The organism is Knoellia locipacati, from assembly GCF_044791685.1.
GTDB classification, from domain to species: Bacteria; Actinomycetota; Actinomycetes; order Actinomycetales; family Dermatophilaceae; genus Knoellia; species Knoellia locipacati_A.
In genome coordinates, this window is the sequence record NZ_CP087730.1 from 2,273,958 (window position 1) to 2,289,173 (window position 15,216).

The window sequence follows — 15,216 nt, forward strand, 5'->3', positions numbered from 1 at the left end:
ACGACATCGCTAGCGGACAACGCGGGCTACGCCGGGCTGTGGGGAAGCCGGATGGTGAAGGCGGCTCCGCCACCGGGGCCGGGGCTCGATGCGGACAGGCCTCCGCCGTGGGCTTCGACGAGCGCCTTGCTGATGGTCAAGCCGATGCCGCTGCCGCCACGCACGCGGCTGCGGGCCGGGTCGGCGCGGTAGAACTGCTCGAAGACGTGGACCAGATGTTGGGCGTCGATGCCTTCGCCGTTGTCGGTCACGGTGATCTCGACCCAGTCGGGGTCGGGCTTGCGCACGAAGACTCGAACGCGGCCGCCGGACGGGGTGTGCTGCAAGCGCGTTGTCGAGCAAGTTGGCGAGCACCTGAGCCATGCGGTCCGGGTCGGCCAGGACGGAACTCGTTGGCCGGGTGTCCACTTCGAGGGCCACCTGCTTCGCGTCGTACGCGTTGTGTGCAGCCGCCGTAGCCGACTCAACCAGCGTGTTCGTATCCGTGGGTAGCGGTCGGAGGTCGAGCCCACCTTCCTCCGCACGGGCCACGGCAGAGATGTCGTCGGCGAGGCGCTGCAGGCGTGCCGTGTTGCCGTGCAACACCTCCAGGGTCTCGTCGTCAAGACTGCGAAGGCCGTCCTCGATCGCCTCCAGGTGCGCCACGATGCTGCCCAGCGGTGTCCGCATCTCGTGCGCAAGGTCGGCCAGCAGGCGGCGACGGGTGGTTTCCACGTCACCGAGTCGCTGGGCGAGGTCGTTGATGGTGGTGGCGAGCTGGTCGAACTCAGACCCCAGACCAGGGCTGGGGACCTATGGCTGGTAGTGCCCGCGAATCCGAGCACCCCTTGGCGGGTGCCATCGTCGCGTATGCCGTGGAGCGGGGCTTCGCGCCCACGACCACTGTTGGCTTCCGAAACGTTCCCCGGCACGGTGCGACCGCCACTGTCGACGGCCACCGCGTCGTCGTGGGCAGCCGCAAGCTCATGACCCAAGAGGGAGTCGAGGCCGGTCCGCTGCTGGCACGTCGCGAGGAGCTCGCCGCCAGCGGCCGCATCGCGGTGCTCATCGGCGTGGACGGGCGAGGCACGTGCGCCATCGCCCTGGCCGACGCGGTCCGCGAGACCTCCGAGCAGGCGATCCGTGAGCTGAAGAGCTCGGCATCGAGGTCGTCATGCTCAGTGGCGACAACAACCCAGGCCACCGTCGAACGCATCGCCGGTCAGCTCGTGATCGACGCGGTCATCGCGGAGGTTCTCTCGGGTGACAAGGCTGCGAAGGTCGCCGAGCTCTGGGCAGATGGCAAGAGGGTGGCGATGGTGGGCGACGGAGTCAACGACGCTCCCGCTCTGGCCCAAGCGGCACTCGGCATCTCGATCGGCGCCGGCACCGACGTCGCCATCGACACGGCAGACCTCGTGCTCATGCGTTCGGACCGGCTCGACGTGCCCATCGCCTGAGAGTCGGCCGGGGAAACGCTGCGCCAGGTGCACCAGAACCTTGGGTGGGCCGTCGGCTACAACGTCATCGCGCTGCCCATGGCGGCTGGTGGCTTCGAGCCGTCCCTCGGCTCGTCCTGCGGCCTAAAGTTGCGGCGCTCTCGATGTCCGGATCCAGTGTCATCGTCGTCAACGCCCTGATGCTCAAACGGCTCCGCCTCTTCGCCCCGCCGCAGACGACGGTCAGGAAGCAAGCCCACGCAACGCGCAGCCGAGCCCGGTGTTCACCACAGCGGCTGACGCGAATCCGGGTCGATCAACGTCGTGCCGCTCGGCCACCCAAGGCCATCTTCATCAAACCTTCAGGGAATCCAGATCAAGAGGCACCATCGTCGCACCGCATGCTGGACACCGGTGCGCACCCGACTTCCCCCTCGCCGGGTGCGCACCACCACGATCGAAAACGCGACCCAAGGAGCAGACTCTCGTGCACGTCAAGAAGCGGTACTCCATCCTTGCCGGGCTCGGCATCGTCGCAGTCTTCACCCTCGGCGCATGCGGAACCGACGAAGCCGGGTCCGGGGCGAGTGGTGGGACGGGCTCCACGACGTCGAGCACACCCGAGAACGCTGACGCTGGCCAGAAGGGCGACGTCACGTTCGCACAGATGATGATCCCGCACCACCAGCAAGCCGTCGAGATGGCGGACGCAGCGCTCCAGAAGAACGCTTCGCCGAAGGTGACGGAACTGGCAGAACAGATCAAGGCGGCGCAGGGTCCTGAGATCGAGACCATGACGAAATGGCTCCAGGAGTGGAAGGCACCCATGACGTCGGATCAGGATCATGGAGGACACGGCCGCGGCGGCATGATGGCCGAAGGAGACATGAAGAACCTGTCCGCAGCGGGTGGTGCAGCGTTTGACGAGATGTGGCTCACGATGATGATCGAGCACCACGAGGGCGCGATCGACATGGCGGAGGACGTTCTCAAGACGACCAACAACTCTGAGGTCAAGGAGATGGCCCAGGCAATCGTCGATGGGCAGAACAAGGAAATCGCCACGATGAAGGCCCTGCTGTAACCGCCTCCGCACGCCACCAACGACCTGACCCGGAAGGCTGTCAATGAAGCGGCTAGCACGCAACGAAATGCGAGCAATAGTCGTGGTGGCCAGCTCGCTGGCGCTACTGGCTGGTTGCTCGGCGAACGCCAGCGACAATGCAGACCAGGCGCCAGCCGTTTCGGTCGGCGCCGCCAGCGCAGGGCTGCCGTCGGCCCACGTCCATGGGGTCGGCCGAGACCCTGGGGACGGTGCACTTCTGCTGGCAACGCACGAAGGCCTCTTTCGGTACGGCACGGACGGCCCCACCAGGGTGGGCCCGATCGTCGACCTCATGGGGTTCGCCGTCGTTGGTCCCGGTCACTACTACGCCTCAGGCCACCCCAACATGGTCCCCGAACTTCCCCAACCCATGGGCCTCATCGAGAGCACCGACAGCGGCAAGACGTGGACGGTTCTCTCCCGGGGCGGACAGTCGGACTTCCACGCGCTCACGCAAGCGGGCGACACTGTTGTCGCGTTCGACGGGCAGTTACGGCGCACGACAGACCGCCGAACGTGGTCGACGGCCGCGCTTCCAGGGGAGCCGCGGACACTCGCCGCCGACCCGAACGGTACGACCGTTCTCGCGACCACCGAGAGTGGACTGTTCTCGTCGAAGGACCGGGGACTCACGTGGGCACCGATCGCAGGCGCACCACCGCTGTTGCAGGTCGCCTGGGGAGATGCCCGCTGGGTTGCGGGCGTCACCCCCGATGGTGCTGTGATGTTGAGCACTGACGGCGCACAGACGTGGCGGATGACGGGCGCGACGGTTTCTCCCCCACAGGCGGTGAGCGCCAGCATGACCAAGTCGGGCTTCGAAATCCTCGTCGTGACCGAGAATGACGTGCTCGGGTCAGCGGACGGAACCAAGTTCGCGCCCGTGAGTCGATAGCGTCCGGCTCGAGCGACCACTCTCGGGGCTCGATGCCTCCATCTTCTCAGTGGCTCTGGCCAACCGATACGGGAGGCGGTCTCCAACTGTTTCTTGCGGGCCAGAGCGGTTAGCACCTCGAACCAGATGTCGTTTTGGACCTGACTTGCGGCACATGCGTAGGTTCGTCTGGTACGTCACCACACACAGTTGGAATCGTCTGAGGATCTCAATTGCCTGATCCGGCGAACCTTGTGTCCCAGTTGGCAGAACTCGCGTTCCCCGGTCTCGGACTCGACGAGCCTGATCTCCCTCCACGCGACTGCACAGGCCACCGCCGCGATGGCGACGTAGACGCCGCGTGAGTGGAGGGCCGCGATCCACAGCCGCAAGGCGGCGAAGTCGTCGCGAGCACTCAGTTGCGCTGAGTGGGCGACTCCAAGGAAAGAGCGAATCTCCCTCCCTGCCTCACCAACTAGCGTGCCGCCGGTGATCCGCGTCGGGGGACCTCGCAGGTCTGATCGGAGAAGAGGTCCGCTGCGGCCTCCAATAGCGACTCGGCCGCCTCGTACTCCACTATGAGGGCAGGGGAAGCAGGTACCCGCTGGTTGGCGACGGTGCGGATATCCTGCCCCAAGATCGGGGAAGCGCTCGACCTCGTCGCACAGGAGGTAGGCCCATGGCCGTTAACGAATTTCTCAGCGTTCGCAGCAGCGATCCAACATTCGAGCCTGGGCACGCGACCACGGGCACGACGTCGGACAGAAGGGCCGCATCGCCAGCGCTATTCGAGAGGCATACGCCGCAGCCCACAAATGAGGCAGGGTCGTGTGCGAAGCGATGCGCGCGGCATCAGCGCCCGCCTCGGTGCTTCATGGCTGTGTGGCGAAGCAGGTCCATCGGCCGCGCCCCGCACTGTGCGCACTCAGTGAGGTTCTCCGCCGCCCAACGCTCCACTTGGTCCCGATCCCATGCCTGGAGCCCGGGACGTCCTTTGATCGGCTCAGGTAGGCGTCCGAGCCGCTGCCATCGGTAGACGGTTGGGTGCCCCACGCCGAGCAACTGAGCAAGCTCGGTGATGCCCAGCTCTCCGGCCCCATGCACCCTGCGGGTGACGGTCCCGGCGTGGCGGGTGGAGTCGCGGACTCGGTGGACGGGCACCCGATCGCGTAGCGCGATGGCACTGGCCGACATGCCTTCTTGACGGGCCGTGATCCAACGATCGACCGTTTTTGTTGAGGGTGTGCCGGGCCGTGGGAAAGGGCCGAGCGGGTTGGTGACGCGAGAGACCCACTGATGGGTCACACCCGCGTCGACGGCGATCCGATCGGTGCTGACGCCCTCGCGCCGCTGTGCGGCCCACGCTGCGGCCCGCTGGTCGTAGGGGCGCGGCTTCGCGTAGTCGATGTGATGCGCCCACACCGCACCAATGAGGTTGTCAGCTGGCCTGTGCCGGACGACGCGAGGACACGCACGATCATGCAGAAGCCTCACCAGTTGCTCGTGTGAACCCGGGCCCGCAGCTGCTTGCGCGATGCCTTCAACGATGACGAACCGCGCGTCGTCGGGAAGGTCTAGCCAGGCCACCGCCCGGCCTCGAGGCGGACCTCGTCGCCGTCCGGTGTGGGCAGGACCTCGACGATAGCACCGCACTTGCAGCGCTCTAGTCGTGTCTGGGCGACAGCCAACTGCTCTTCCCCCTGTGCGGCTTTGTTGCTCATGTCAGTTTGATGAGATGGCCTCGGACCCACTGCTGGACCAGGGTGACGTCGCCGGTGGCGGTGATGGCATACACGACAAGCCCTCCCAGAGTCCTGCGTTGCGCCGACGGTCGAGCACCAGTCCTGGCCAAGGTCCTGGGCTATCCGCTGGGCCCGTGACCCAACAGTGTCGCGGCCCGGTGTGGTGGGAGCCGGCGACTGGGCGGTCACGCAGCGGGACGCCACGCGAAGGAGGTGCAGGTACGTCGGACACAGGTTCGAGGGTAGGCATGCGTGCCGACGAAGCCCAAGGGAAGAGGAAGGTGCGGGCAGTCTCCGAAGACTCTGCGTGATGATCGGAGTGGCCAGGTTCGGGGTCAGGTCGCCCTGTCTGCGCTTGGACGGGCGATGGGGCGGGCTGAGTTCGCGGCTCGGCGTGCGGCCTGCCGGAGGCGGGAAGCGTCGCGGGCAGAGTCGCCGGCGAAGGTGGCATCGGCGTCGGCAAGGTCGTGCTTTTTCCTCCAGCGAAGCACGGTCCGGTCTGAGGTGCCGACGATCGCCGCGGTGTCAGCGACGGACGTGCCACGTGTGGTGAGCTCGCGAACTGTCGCCAGTTGTTCGGGAGGTGTGAGGGGAATGGGCGCGGCCTTCGGATGGCTGGCCACTGCTCGAGCCACCGCCACGTTGTCGATCTCGATGCCAGTACCAGTGCTCTGGTGTGGTGTCGCTTGAGGGTCATCGAGGGTGTCGTCGTCCCAGGCGAGTGGGGGTGGGTATCCCCGGGCGATGGCGCGGCTGCGCGTGAGTTCTGACGGCCCGCGAGTCATGGACAGTTCGTCGTACACGTCTCTGACTTGCTGCCAGCCCTCGACACTGATTCGGGATCGAGGGCGCGTGACGAGCTGGGCGCTGGGGATGCCGGCAGCCTCCAGTTCCTGTTTGGGCCACCCAAGGGCCATGAGCGCTTGGACTCGGCGTTGTGCCCCGATGCTCGGGACGGTGCCGTGCGCCTGGTCGTAGATGGCGTTGAGTGTGAGGGCGTCGATGCGTTCGGCCGTGGCACGTTGCACGTGTGTGTTGCGGCCGTCGACGATGTTGCCAACGGCGGTGTCACTCAGGCCGCAGGCGCGGCTGATCGCCCGGTAGGGGACGTTTGCGTCGACGAAGCGTTGGAGCTTTGCTCGGGTTGGGTTGGCATCGACATATCGGCGCCGGCCATGAGCTCGGTCGCGGGCGTACTGGACTTCCCATGCCTTGTTGTAGACCATGCGGCCTCCCCCTCGAGGAGCGCTCGTGGCTTCGACTGCCCTGGGGCGCGTACCGACGAAAGCCCTGGATCCGGTCCTGGCGATCACAGCAATGGCGTGCGGGCGACCCCAGCGAGGGCGCATGCCCGGTTTCGCTCCGCCGTGACCGCTGGGGCGGAGTGCGTGGCTTAGGTGCGGTATCCAGGCGGCTCAGTTCACGCACCCATGAGGGGCGCTGAGCCGCAACGCAGACGGAGGACCTCGATGGACCTTGACCACCGATCACGACCGGAGCCGATCAAGAGGACACGGCATCACCTGGTGCAGGCCGCGCGCGCGATCGACGACCTGGAGAAGACCTTGAATCTGACTCACCTGCGACGTCGGTCAGACCAGGTCAGATCCGACCTGAGGCATGCAGAGGGCGGCCGTCATGGTGAATGAGCAGTTCGCGGCGGAGTCCGCTCAAGTGCAAGAGGCGCTGCACCAAGCGCGGCTCCGAATCAGTGCAGCCCATGGGCTGGTTCCGGAACTTCACATCGGTGTCGCGCATGCCTCTGCCGAGTTGTCCCACGCGGAACGCGCGCACTGGGCAGGCGCTACCAGTCACGCTGCTGGCAACCCGGTGGCCGCCAGTGACGCATTGGAGCAAGTCCAGAAGCTGTGCGGGACCTCCCACGCAATCGGTGCCGAGATCCAGCTCAAACTGGACGGTGCCTACCTTCTGGTCGAAGACGCCCGACAGGCCCTGCGGCGGATCGATCCCGAAACGCTGAGCGGACAGGAACGATCCGACTTGGCAGCACTGGGAGTGCGCGTAGACGCGCTCAGTGACGTCGTCGATCTGGGCAGGTCGATGACCGAGGCTGCCATGGGTCACCTCGGGTCTGCTTCCCAGTCAGCGGGCCAAATGCTTCCTCTGGAGCATCCACAGGGACAGCCACACGCGATGAGTCGCGTTGCTGCCCGCATCAACCTGGCGAGCAGCGACCTGGGTCAGGCAACTGCCGACAGCCGACACCTTGTTCGAACTGTCGAGCAGGCGGACGTGGGTGGGCAGCGTGCCGCACGACAGTCGGATGTCGTCAGTGAGGCTGCGCGCAGACGCCTTGGCCACGAGAGCCGACGCGGCAGTGCGCCGGCGGCAGCCGGAGCTCAGCCCCACTTCTTCGGGCAGTCCAGATGACTGCAATCCCCGCGCCCGCTGGGCAGGTGGACACCAAGATCGCCCGAGCCGTGGAGCGAGTCGTCGGACTTGCATCAAGCAGCCTCGCTGGCGTCCAGGACCGTGTTCGAGAGTTGACGGAGGTCGAAGAAGGGACCTATGGCTCAGGCGAGTTCGCCGAGAAGGTCAACGTGACGCGCAAGCTCTCCTGGTGATTGGTGACGACGTTCGTGAGGTGGTGCGGATCCTCCAAGGGACCGATGACTTGCCCGGTCACTCCCGCTATTCCTTCAGCATGCAACAGCCGTTGCGCACTGCGTCGGCCGCGACTGCCGGGACGCCACTGCATGCCGCGGTGCACGCCATGGCGCCTTTGACCGTTGGCACGAGAAAACCGGAGACCCTCTCGGGTGACGCGGCCGCGGTGAGCATGGTCATGCGATTCCTCCATGCCGCACAGGAGGCGCTGGGCTGCCTTTTCCTTCACCTCGAGCGGGGGGCTCTCGTTGTACGACCAGCACCAGCACGAGCTGAGCGCTCGAGGCGATCGGCGCGACCACTGCAGCGTCGTCCCGCTGAGGCTAGGGACCGTCCTTTAGCGGTCCCTAGCTATCTCCCCTGGGTGCGCTCGGTGGATAGGCGTGGGGTCAGATCGAGCACCGGGATCACAGGGACACCGTGGCAAGAGATGGGCGCTCTGCAGGTTCGGCCCCAACCAGGCGGTGGATCCGCTCCATGGTCTCGGGTGACCTCGAGCACCGGCGCAGGTAGGCGGCGAGTGGCTCACCCAAACCGGCACGATCCACCTCACGATCCCCTGCCTGGGAGACCGCGGTGGCCCATGATGCTGCGAGCCTGGGCGTGAGGTAGCTGAGGGCGACCACGAGGCCGGCGCCGATGCCTGCGGCGATCGACGCAGGGCGTCCGTCGATGAGTCCCTGGACGAGCGCGATGCCGCCGACGGTGAACCGCAACCGCCACGCAAGTCCAGCCAGCGGGATCCACGCAAACCAACGAGCAGCGCCTACGCCGACGGCCCTGACGAGTTGCCATGGCAACGTCCAGAACTCCAGGGCAGCGTCACAGCGGACGACTCCGGCGCGAACGGTCCCTGCCGCGTGGGCGATGACAGCGGCCGCCTGGGCCGAAGGCAGCTGGCCGTCGCGCACAGCCGCGATCAGCCCACCGGCGACGATCACAGATCGCCGCCCCACCCCCCAGCTGGAGATCGGGTGAACAGAGTCCCGAACCCAAAGTCGTGTCACCGGCGGGCCCAACCCCCGCTGACACAGCAATGTCACGGCCGGGGCAAGGAGTCGTTCCTCTGCTGTCGTGAGGCGCCGGCCCCGGAACAACGCCCGGATGGCGAAGTCCTCCACCAGCCCACAGCTCAACGCGGTCATGGCCACCAGCCCACCGACAAACAGGACCCACCCTGCCAACGGCGGCAGAAGCGGAGCGAAGGTCACGGTCAGCAGCGTGCTCGCCACCACGGCTGGCGCGAACGCGGCCACCTTCAGGACGGATCGACTCACCTGGACCACCTCACTCGGTAAATGCACTAGTGCGACATGTTCGACTCTGTCGTGTTCTGACCGCTGGCACATCGCTGGCCGGCGTTCGTGATCAGCCCAGTGTTATCCCCAGGTCCGACATGCCGCTCCCGTCATCCACAGGCCTCCCGACTGGTACTCGCGGCGACGGCCATGGGCGTAGGTGAATAGGCGTTGCCGAACGCACAGGACGAGGAAGAAGGACGCAATGAACTCCAGCACGATCACAGAACTGAGCAGTCGCAGTGCCCTCGAGGAGGTGGTCCAGCTGCTCAGCTGCGCTTCGGCGCGGGCACTCGCTCTCTCCTCTGCACGGCACGACCTCGCTATGGGCGCACTCGGTCTCGGGGCACAGCTTGCGGTGAGCCAGGCGCTCGGGCTGCTGCCGGCGGATGTCGACGTCGACGAGTCGGTCCCTGGTCATGCCACTCCGATCGACCTTGTGAGGTCGGCCGAAGCCGTCACCCGGACCGTGCCCATCGAGCAGTTTCCTCCGGGCACATCTCAGTTGATCGTCGCGATCTGCGACCTGATCCGAGAACACGGATGACTCACGGCGATCACCGCACCGTCGGTGAACTTCTCCTGGATTCGGAGTTCTTGGCACGAGATGTCCTCACGAACCCGGCACGGATGGATGGGCGCGCGATGCTGCGTACCTGGGGCGAGGTCGTCGAGAGCGCCGGCGAGCTATGGGAGACGCTCCCCCGCGGCGCAGACCCCATGGTCGCGGCACCACCCGACGCCGAAGACGCACTGATGGGCCGTCTCCAGAGCATGAACTCCACGTTGATGAGGAATAGCCGTGGACGCGAATGGCCAGGTGAAGGCCCGGCCGATGAGCGGCTCCTCACAATCTCAGGCAACCTCATCCGGGCCGCGGAACTCGTGCAGCGATACCGGTCGGATGTGACCCTCACGCGGGCACCGGTCCAGGCAGACCTGGCCGCCGCAAAGGCCCGGCTGATGCACACGCTCTACCTCGGCGCACACGGTGTGCACGTGGCCATCGGTCAAGACCTGCGCGCACTACAGGACGGCCGCTCCGCCGGCCTAGCCACCATTCCCCTGACGCCTGTGCGGGCCGCGCGCGACCGTCTCGCCTCGTTCGAGGCGATCGCCGGCTCCTACGTGTCCCGCACCTATCCCGCAGCACTGCGTGATGAGCACCGGTCCACTCCGGAACTCAACCGTGTCAGCAACGCACTGGCGACTTGGGAGATACAGACGCATCGCACCCTGGCCACCTCCATCAGTGGTGCCAATCTGATGGCGATCACGCAAACTCACGCCTGGGTGCTGATGGCCAGCCAAAGGCTGCTCCACGCCGCCGCGGATACCGGAGCCATCGACAAAGATCAGTTCAAGGAACGACTCTCCCCCGCACTGGAGGCCGCCCAGGCCAGCTGGGGGAACCTGGCCACTACCTGGCAGAACCTCACGCCGCCTAGCGCCCAGCGCATCGCCCCAAATCTCGTAGGGGCCACTCACGAGACCAGGGCTGCGCTCCTCGAGCTCGTCCACGACCGCACCGGCCCTGCCAGCGCTACGACAATCGCGACCCGGACAGACCTTGTGGATATCGCCAAAACGCTCCAACAGAGCATCTCCGCGTCCGTCGACGTGGCACACGGCCTGCTCGCGGCCACCGGCGACACCTCCCTCACCGTGGGGGCGCGGGCAGCATTAACCATGTCCACCGAACTGGACTCACACCGACCACAAAACAGTGCCGACCCCATCGAGGCCGCAGTCGACGCCAACGACGTCGTCGGCAACCGGCAAATCTCCCTGCCAGACCCGATCAGAGACGCCCTCGAGCAGCAAGGGCAGCGAGTCGTCGACACCAGCACGTATGCCGCCCGTGCTGCGGCAACCCTCGACCGTGCAACGGAGACCTCCCAGACATCCCCCGAGCGCATGAACGGTCGTAGCCATGAACAACGCGCGCCCAGCAGGGCTTTGGTGCCCAACCAGCGGGGGTGTGAACGTTAAGCCCTGCCTCCGGTCAACAGCCGTAGATCCCGCGCGATCCGTCGCCGGCGAGAGCCCTCGACATGCGACGGGACATCAATTTGAGATCGCCGGGGACTGTCCGGAATTTGTGTAAGTGAGCTTCGCGTGAACGCATAACCTGCGGTGGGGTTGGAAGGAAGGCTGGAGCGATGATCCACACCAAGCGCGTTCCTGATCCATCCCGCCGGCGGGGGAGTGGGTGTGACAGCTTGGATTCCAGCGAACGACGCGACCTTACTGGTGGCGGCGCCAGATCCCCGCCGCCCAGGCCAAGCTCGGGCAGCCGACGACGCCACCACCTTGCGCGACTACGCCCACGCCCTACCACTGGCCGACGGAGCCGGCGCAGACGCCATCGACCGCCACCTCCAACCCCACGACACCCACGTAGTCGTGGGGTTGACCCCACTCGCCGCACCCGAGCCGGGCCCTCAGTGGCGCGTGGACGCAGGTGCGGCACCGCGCCCTGACGAACCCGTGACCGCGGGTCGCGGCGGTGATCGACCGGGGCGCGAGTCGAATACCCCTAACGCGTCGCCGGCATCGCAACTTCGTGCTGCCCGCAGTTGCAGCGCTGGCTCAGACGATCACCAGAGGCCGTCACCACAGAATCCGCAAAGGCTCGCGACTCGCCCGGCAACGTCAGCCGAGCCGCCCGCACGTCCCACGGATCTGTTCGCGGGAGCGTCACTTCGCCCAGATAGGGCCACCACCCCATCGATGCAGTGACCGCCATCTGGCGACGGCAAGCCGGGGAGGCCTGGATTGGCGACCCGTCATGGGCCTTCGTGGCGCGGTGGGTGGGATCGCCGAGCTGACCACGACGATGTTGACGCTGGACCTTTCTCTGTACCTGTCAAGATGCTCTCGCGGCCTGATCGGTGAAGGCATCACGACCGACCCGCACGGGCACGGCTAGGTTCTGACCGTGAACATCGACTTCAGTGACTTGCGCTTGGTATGGCCGGATGGCCTGGTACGGCAAGTCGCGGCCCGACTCGCGCCGGATGGCGACATTGAGCCTTCAATCTTGGTGTGGCTGATGGCTGAGGCTTTTGTCGATCCTCGCGGTTTGTCGGCGATGAGGGATGGTGCGCTTCCGGGGGCTCCGTCCACGAGTTCGATGAACGTGTTCTCGGACGGGACTCCGTCGGACGTCTGCCGGAAGTACTTGGCCGCGCTTCTGGAAGGAATCAACGATGGCGCGGTCAAGCCGTACACGCCAGCTCGGTACTACCGGCGGCGAGCCGAGACCGAGGCCCATCCCTCTTTAGTGCGCGTTGAAGAACTCGCCCCCGCGCTGTGCAAGGTACTCGTCGACCTGGATCAGCACGGCTACTTCGACGACGCGTTCGGCTCTTCCTGTAGCGACACTCGTGGCGCCGATCGTGCTGAAGTCGCCAGGGACATCTTCGTTGAGCATCTGGGTGCTGATACGCCGTGGCAGTGGCCCCCAGTTGCCGATGCGGATGCGGATGTGGATGATCTCTATGACTTGGTGGAGATGTGCCACGACCTAGTTGCCCGCCCCAGCATCCGCAATCACCACAGCTTCTACGAGGAGTGGGACTACAGCGACTTCGATCGTCCGGCCGGCCGCTTTGTGTATCGCTGGAGGGTCAACGCAGCTCTGTCCAGGTCGCAGAGCGAATTGCGCATGTCGCAAGATGCCCAAGACGAAGGGCAACTCGTCACGACCCCTAACGACCCACGAGCGCAACTACCTGACAAAATCCTGGCTGCGTCGGGAACTGGGAAAGAGCGTGATCGGATCGAGCACGCCATCACTGAGTTCCGGGATCGGCATGCCTCCCGCGAGGCGAAGCGTGATGCCGTCATCGCCCTCGGTGCAGTGCTGGAACTTCGCCGAACTGAGGTCAAGGACCACCTCGGTTCCAAGGATGAGGGTGCGCTGTTCGAGATCCTCAACAACTTCGATATCCGCCACCTGAACAGGACCGCGCAGGGTGACTATGAAGACGACTTTCTTGAGTGGGTCTTCTGGACCTGCCTAGCGTCACTCGCGTTCATGAACGCCCGCACCGGACGCCAGCGCTTTGAAGACAGATGATCTCTCCCTCGGGGAGCGACGAAGGGCAATGTGCGCCCCGGCATACCGGCGGCATCCTCGTTCGGCAATCGGCAATGAGACACCCGGGCCGGCACGATCGATGTCCGATCCCGAAGCTGCGCGAGGGCACGGTCTTCCCGCACTGGCTGTTGGAGCGTCATCGCCGCGCGGAGGCGGCACTGACCACGGTGGTCGCGACCTGCTACCTGCTCGGGGTGTCCACCCGGCGGATGGACAAACTGGTCCACAGCTTGGGGATCACCGGGGTTGTCGAAGTCGCAGGTGTCGGTGATGGCCAAAGACCTCGACGAACAAGTCGCCGCGTTCCGGACGCGCCCGTTGACCGATGGGCCGTACACGTTCGTGGCAGCCGACGCGCTCGCGATGAAGGTGCGTGAGGGCGGTCGGGTGGTCAAGATCGCGGTCATGGTTGCCACCGGGGTCAACACCGACGGCTACCGTGAAGTTCTGGGAATCAACTGCGCGACAACCGAATCCGGTGCGGGCTGGCTCGGCTTCTTCCGCGACATGGTCGCCCGCGGCCTGTCGGGGGTCGTCCTGGTCACCTCCGACGCGCACGCCGGCCTGGTCGCGATCGGCGCGACGTTCCGGATGGGACCGTCCAAGGCGCCTCGGAGTTGACGGTGGCCGTGGCAGGATTCGTCCGTGCCCATCGGTCGACGTGAACTAATCGAAGGCTTCGGGGGCGCGTGCGACCTGGGCAGCGCTGGCATCTTCGTCGGCGCGGGGCTGTCAGTAGGCGCCGGGTTGCCCGGGTGGGAAAGCCTGCTCGAGGAGCCGCGTGCGGCATCTGATGTCCCGCTCCTGAAGCACGACCTTCCGCTGATGGCTGAGTACATCCTCCTGGAGACGAGCTACTCGCGCGAACGCCTCAAGCAACACATCCTCGACAGCACGCTCGCGGCAGGCGTCGAGGCCACTGACAGCCACCAGTCGCTTGCTCGGCTGGGCGTGGATCAAGTCTGGACGACCAACTATGACCCGCTTATCGAGCGGGCTGATGATGCCGCGCTCGTCATCTCCGGCGACGACGACGTTCGGCTGATGGGGGCTACACGGAAGACCATCATCAAGATGCACGGGAGCATAAACCCCTTCGGGTCAACGCCTGTATGGGACGAACCGCCGGTGATCACACGTTCTGACTTTGAGGCTTACGAGGACCGGCATCCTCGCCTTTGGGCGCTGCTGCGTGCCGCATACCTATCCAAGACCGTGCTGTTCCTCGGCTTCAGTTTCGCTGACCCGAATATCGAGATCCTGCAACGCCTTGCCCGTAGGTACGGAACGACGTCTGGAGATCGACACCTCACCGTCATGAAGCGGCCCGATGGCTCCAGCGCGGACGACCTGAGGCGCCACACACTCAAGGTCCGCGACCTCGAGGACAGCGGTGTGCGCGTATACGAGGTCGCGCAACACGACGAGCTGCCGGGGCTCTTGACCGAGTTGGTCAGACGCACTAGGTCGCCGCGGCTGTTCATCAGTGGCAGCGAGACCGATGACACGTATCGCAGATCCTGCGAGGAGATGGCGCTGGCGCTCGCTGACCGAGTCGAGTGGGAGATCTGCTCGCTTGCAGGGCACGCGGGCTGGATCACTACGCGCGAAGTTGCCCGGATTCGACGAGCCGAGGGTACATACGACGCGTCACGACTCGTCTTCCACTCACGTCGTAAGGACGGCCCTCCGCCCGTGGAGATGGACGAGCGGATCGGGACGTCGGTCTTTGATGACCTTGAGCGAGAGCCGCTTGTCCGAGGGCTGCTCGATGAGAGCCGCGCCCTCCTTGTGCTCGGTGGGGGCAACCGGACGAAGGAGGAGATCGAGTGGGCGACCGAGTTTGGCCTAGGCGTGGTGCCGCTTGCAGCCTCCGGCGGCACCGCCAGGGAGCACTGGGAGACCCATAGAGCGAGTCCCCCTGACCTAGGCGGGCGGGCTACAGACCCGGCGATCTGGGAGAGGTTGGGAGCAGATCTAGATGTGGCTGCCCGTGCCGCTGCAACCCTGCTAGCCCAAGCGATGTACGCAACCGGAGCCTGATCC

At 65.8% G+C, this 15,216-nt stretch carries 13 protein-coding genes and 2 pseudogenes; 10 read left to right on the forward strand and 5 right to left on the reverse strand.

What is annotated here, in order from left to right:
• Positions 1-26: 26 nt before the first annotated feature.
• Positions 27-287: a sensor histidine kinase gene (locus LL946_RS10505; RefSeq protein ID WP_404380397.1), complete on the reverse strand. Its 261-nt coding sequence runs from the start codon at positions 285-287 to the stop codon at positions 27-29.
• A 283-nt stretch (positions 288-570) separates the two neighbouring features.
• Positions 571-669, reverse strand: a pseudogene (locus LL946_RS10510) (hypothetical protein); the annotation flags it as partial.
• Positions 670-794: 125 nt separating this feature from the next.
• Here LL946_RS10510 and LL946_RS10515 point away from each other — a divergent pair.
• The 4 genes from LL946_RS10515 (at position 795) to LL946_RS10530 (ending at position 4,216) form a co-directional block, all read left to right on the forward strand.
• Complete coding sequence (locus LL946_RS10515) at positions 795-1,439, forward strand: HAD-IC family P-type ATPase (RefSeq protein WP_404380399.1); 645 nt, start codon at positions 795-797, stop codon at positions 1,437-1,439.
• Between the two features lie 466 nt (positions 1,440-1,905).
• Positions 1,906-2,502 carry a DUF305 domain-containing protein gene (locus tag LL946_RS10520; RefSeq protein WP_404380401.1) on the forward strand — a complete coding sequence of 199 codons (597 nt, stop codon included), beginning with the start codon at positions 1,906-1,908 and terminating at the stop codon, positions 2,500-2,502.
• Between the two features lie 67 nt (positions 2,503-2,569).
• Positions 2,570-3,418, forward strand: coding sequence for a F510_1955 family glycosylhydrolase (locus LL946_RS10525; protein ID WP_404386857.1), 849 nt, complete (start codon positions 2,570-2,572; stop codon positions 3,416-3,418).
• A 702-nt stretch (positions 3,419-4,120) separates the two neighbouring features.
• Complete coding sequence (locus tag LL946_RS10530; RefSeq protein WP_404386859.1) at positions 4,121-4,216, forward strand: histone-like nucleoid-structuring protein Lsr2; 96 nt, start codon at positions 4,121-4,123, stop codon at positions 4,214-4,216.
• Between the two features lie 1,258 nt (positions 4,217-5,474).
• Here LL946_RS10530 and LL946_RS10535 read toward each other — a convergent pair.
• The gene (locus LL946_RS10535) at positions 5,475-6,365 is read right to left on the reverse strand and encodes a hypothetical protein (protein ID WP_404380403.1); all 891 of its coding nucleotides are present in this window, start codon (positions 6,363-6,365) and stop codon (positions 5,475-5,477) included.
• 376 nt (positions 6,366-6,741) lie between these two features.
• A complete protein-coding gene (locus LL946_RS10540) occupies positions 6,742-7,224 on the reverse strand; it encodes a hypothetical protein (protein WP_404380405.1) in 483 nt (160 codons plus the stop codon).
• Between the two features lie 332 nt (positions 7,225-7,556).
• On the opposite strand from LL946_RS10540, the gene LL946_RS10545 reads away from it, so the two are divergent.
• Positions 7,557-7,724, forward strand: a complete 168-nt coding sequence (locus LL946_RS10545; protein ID WP_404380407.1) for a hypothetical protein — start codon at positions 7,557-7,559, stop codon at positions 7,722-7,724.
• A 450-nt stretch (positions 7,725-8,174) separates the two neighbouring features.
• Here LL946_RS10545 and LL946_RS10550 read toward each other — a convergent pair whose 3' ends face one another.
• A complete protein-coding gene (locus tag LL946_RS10550; RefSeq protein ID WP_404380409.1) occupies positions 8,175-9,044 on the reverse strand; it encodes a hypothetical protein in 870 nt (289 codons plus the stop codon).
• Positions 9,045-9,270: 226 nt separating this feature from the next.
• Here LL946_RS10550 and LL946_RS10555 point away from each other — a divergent pair, with 226 nt between their 5' ends.
• From LL946_RS10555 to LL946_RS10575, 5 genes and pseudogenes are all read left to right on the forward strand, one after another.
• Entirely contained in the window at positions 9,271-9,612 is a 342-nt protein-coding gene (locus LL946_RS10555; RefSeq protein ID WP_404380411.1) for a hypothetical protein, read from the forward strand.
• Entirely contained in the window at positions 9,609-11,057 is a 1,449-nt protein-coding gene (locus LL946_RS10560; protein ID WP_404380413.1) for a hypothetical protein, read from the forward strand. Before LL946_RS10555 ends, LL946_RS10560 begins: the two co-directional genes overlap by 4 nt.
• Positions 11,058-12,006: 949 nt before the next feature.
• The gene (locus tag LL946_RS10565; protein ID WP_404380415.1) at positions 12,007-13,149 is read left to right on the forward strand and encodes a hypothetical protein; all 1,143 of its coding nucleotides are present in this window, start codon (positions 12,007-12,009) and stop codon (positions 13,147-13,149) included.
• Positions 13,150-13,227: 78 nt separating this feature from the next.
• Positions 13,228-13,737, forward strand: a pseudogene (locus LL946_RS10570) (transposase); the annotation flags it as partial.
• Positions 13,738-13,815: 78 nt separating this feature from the next.
• Positions 13,816-15,213 carry an SIR2 family protein gene (locus LL946_RS10575; protein WP_404380417.1) on the forward strand — a complete coding sequence of 466 codons (1,398 nt, stop codon included), beginning with the start codon at positions 13,816-13,818 and terminating at the stop codon, positions 15,211-15,213.
• Positions 15,214-15,216: the final 3 nt, after the last annotated feature.

Bases quoted from the DNA above. Each gene is read 5' to 3' on its own strand.
- LL946_RS10560 (WP_404380413.1), top strand. From the start codon at position 9,609: ATGACTCACGGCGATCACCGCACCGTCGGTGAACTTCTCCTGGATTCG.
- LL946_RS10515 (WP_404380399.1), top strand. From the start codon at position 795: ATGGCTGGTAGTGCCCGCGAATCCGAGCACCCCTTGGCGGGTGCCATC.
- LL946_RS10535 (WP_404380403.1), bottom strand. From the start codon at position 6,365: ATGGTCTACAACAAGGCATGGGAAGTCCAGTACGCCCGCGACCGAGCT.
- LL946_RS10555 (WP_404380411.1), top strand. From the start codon at position 9,271: ATGAACTCCAGCACGATCACAGAACTGAGCAGTCGCAGTGCCCTCGAG.
- LL946_RS10525 (WP_404386857.1), top strand. From the start codon at position 2,570: ATGCGAGCAATAGTCGTGGTGGCCAGCTCGCTGGCGCTACTGGCTGGT.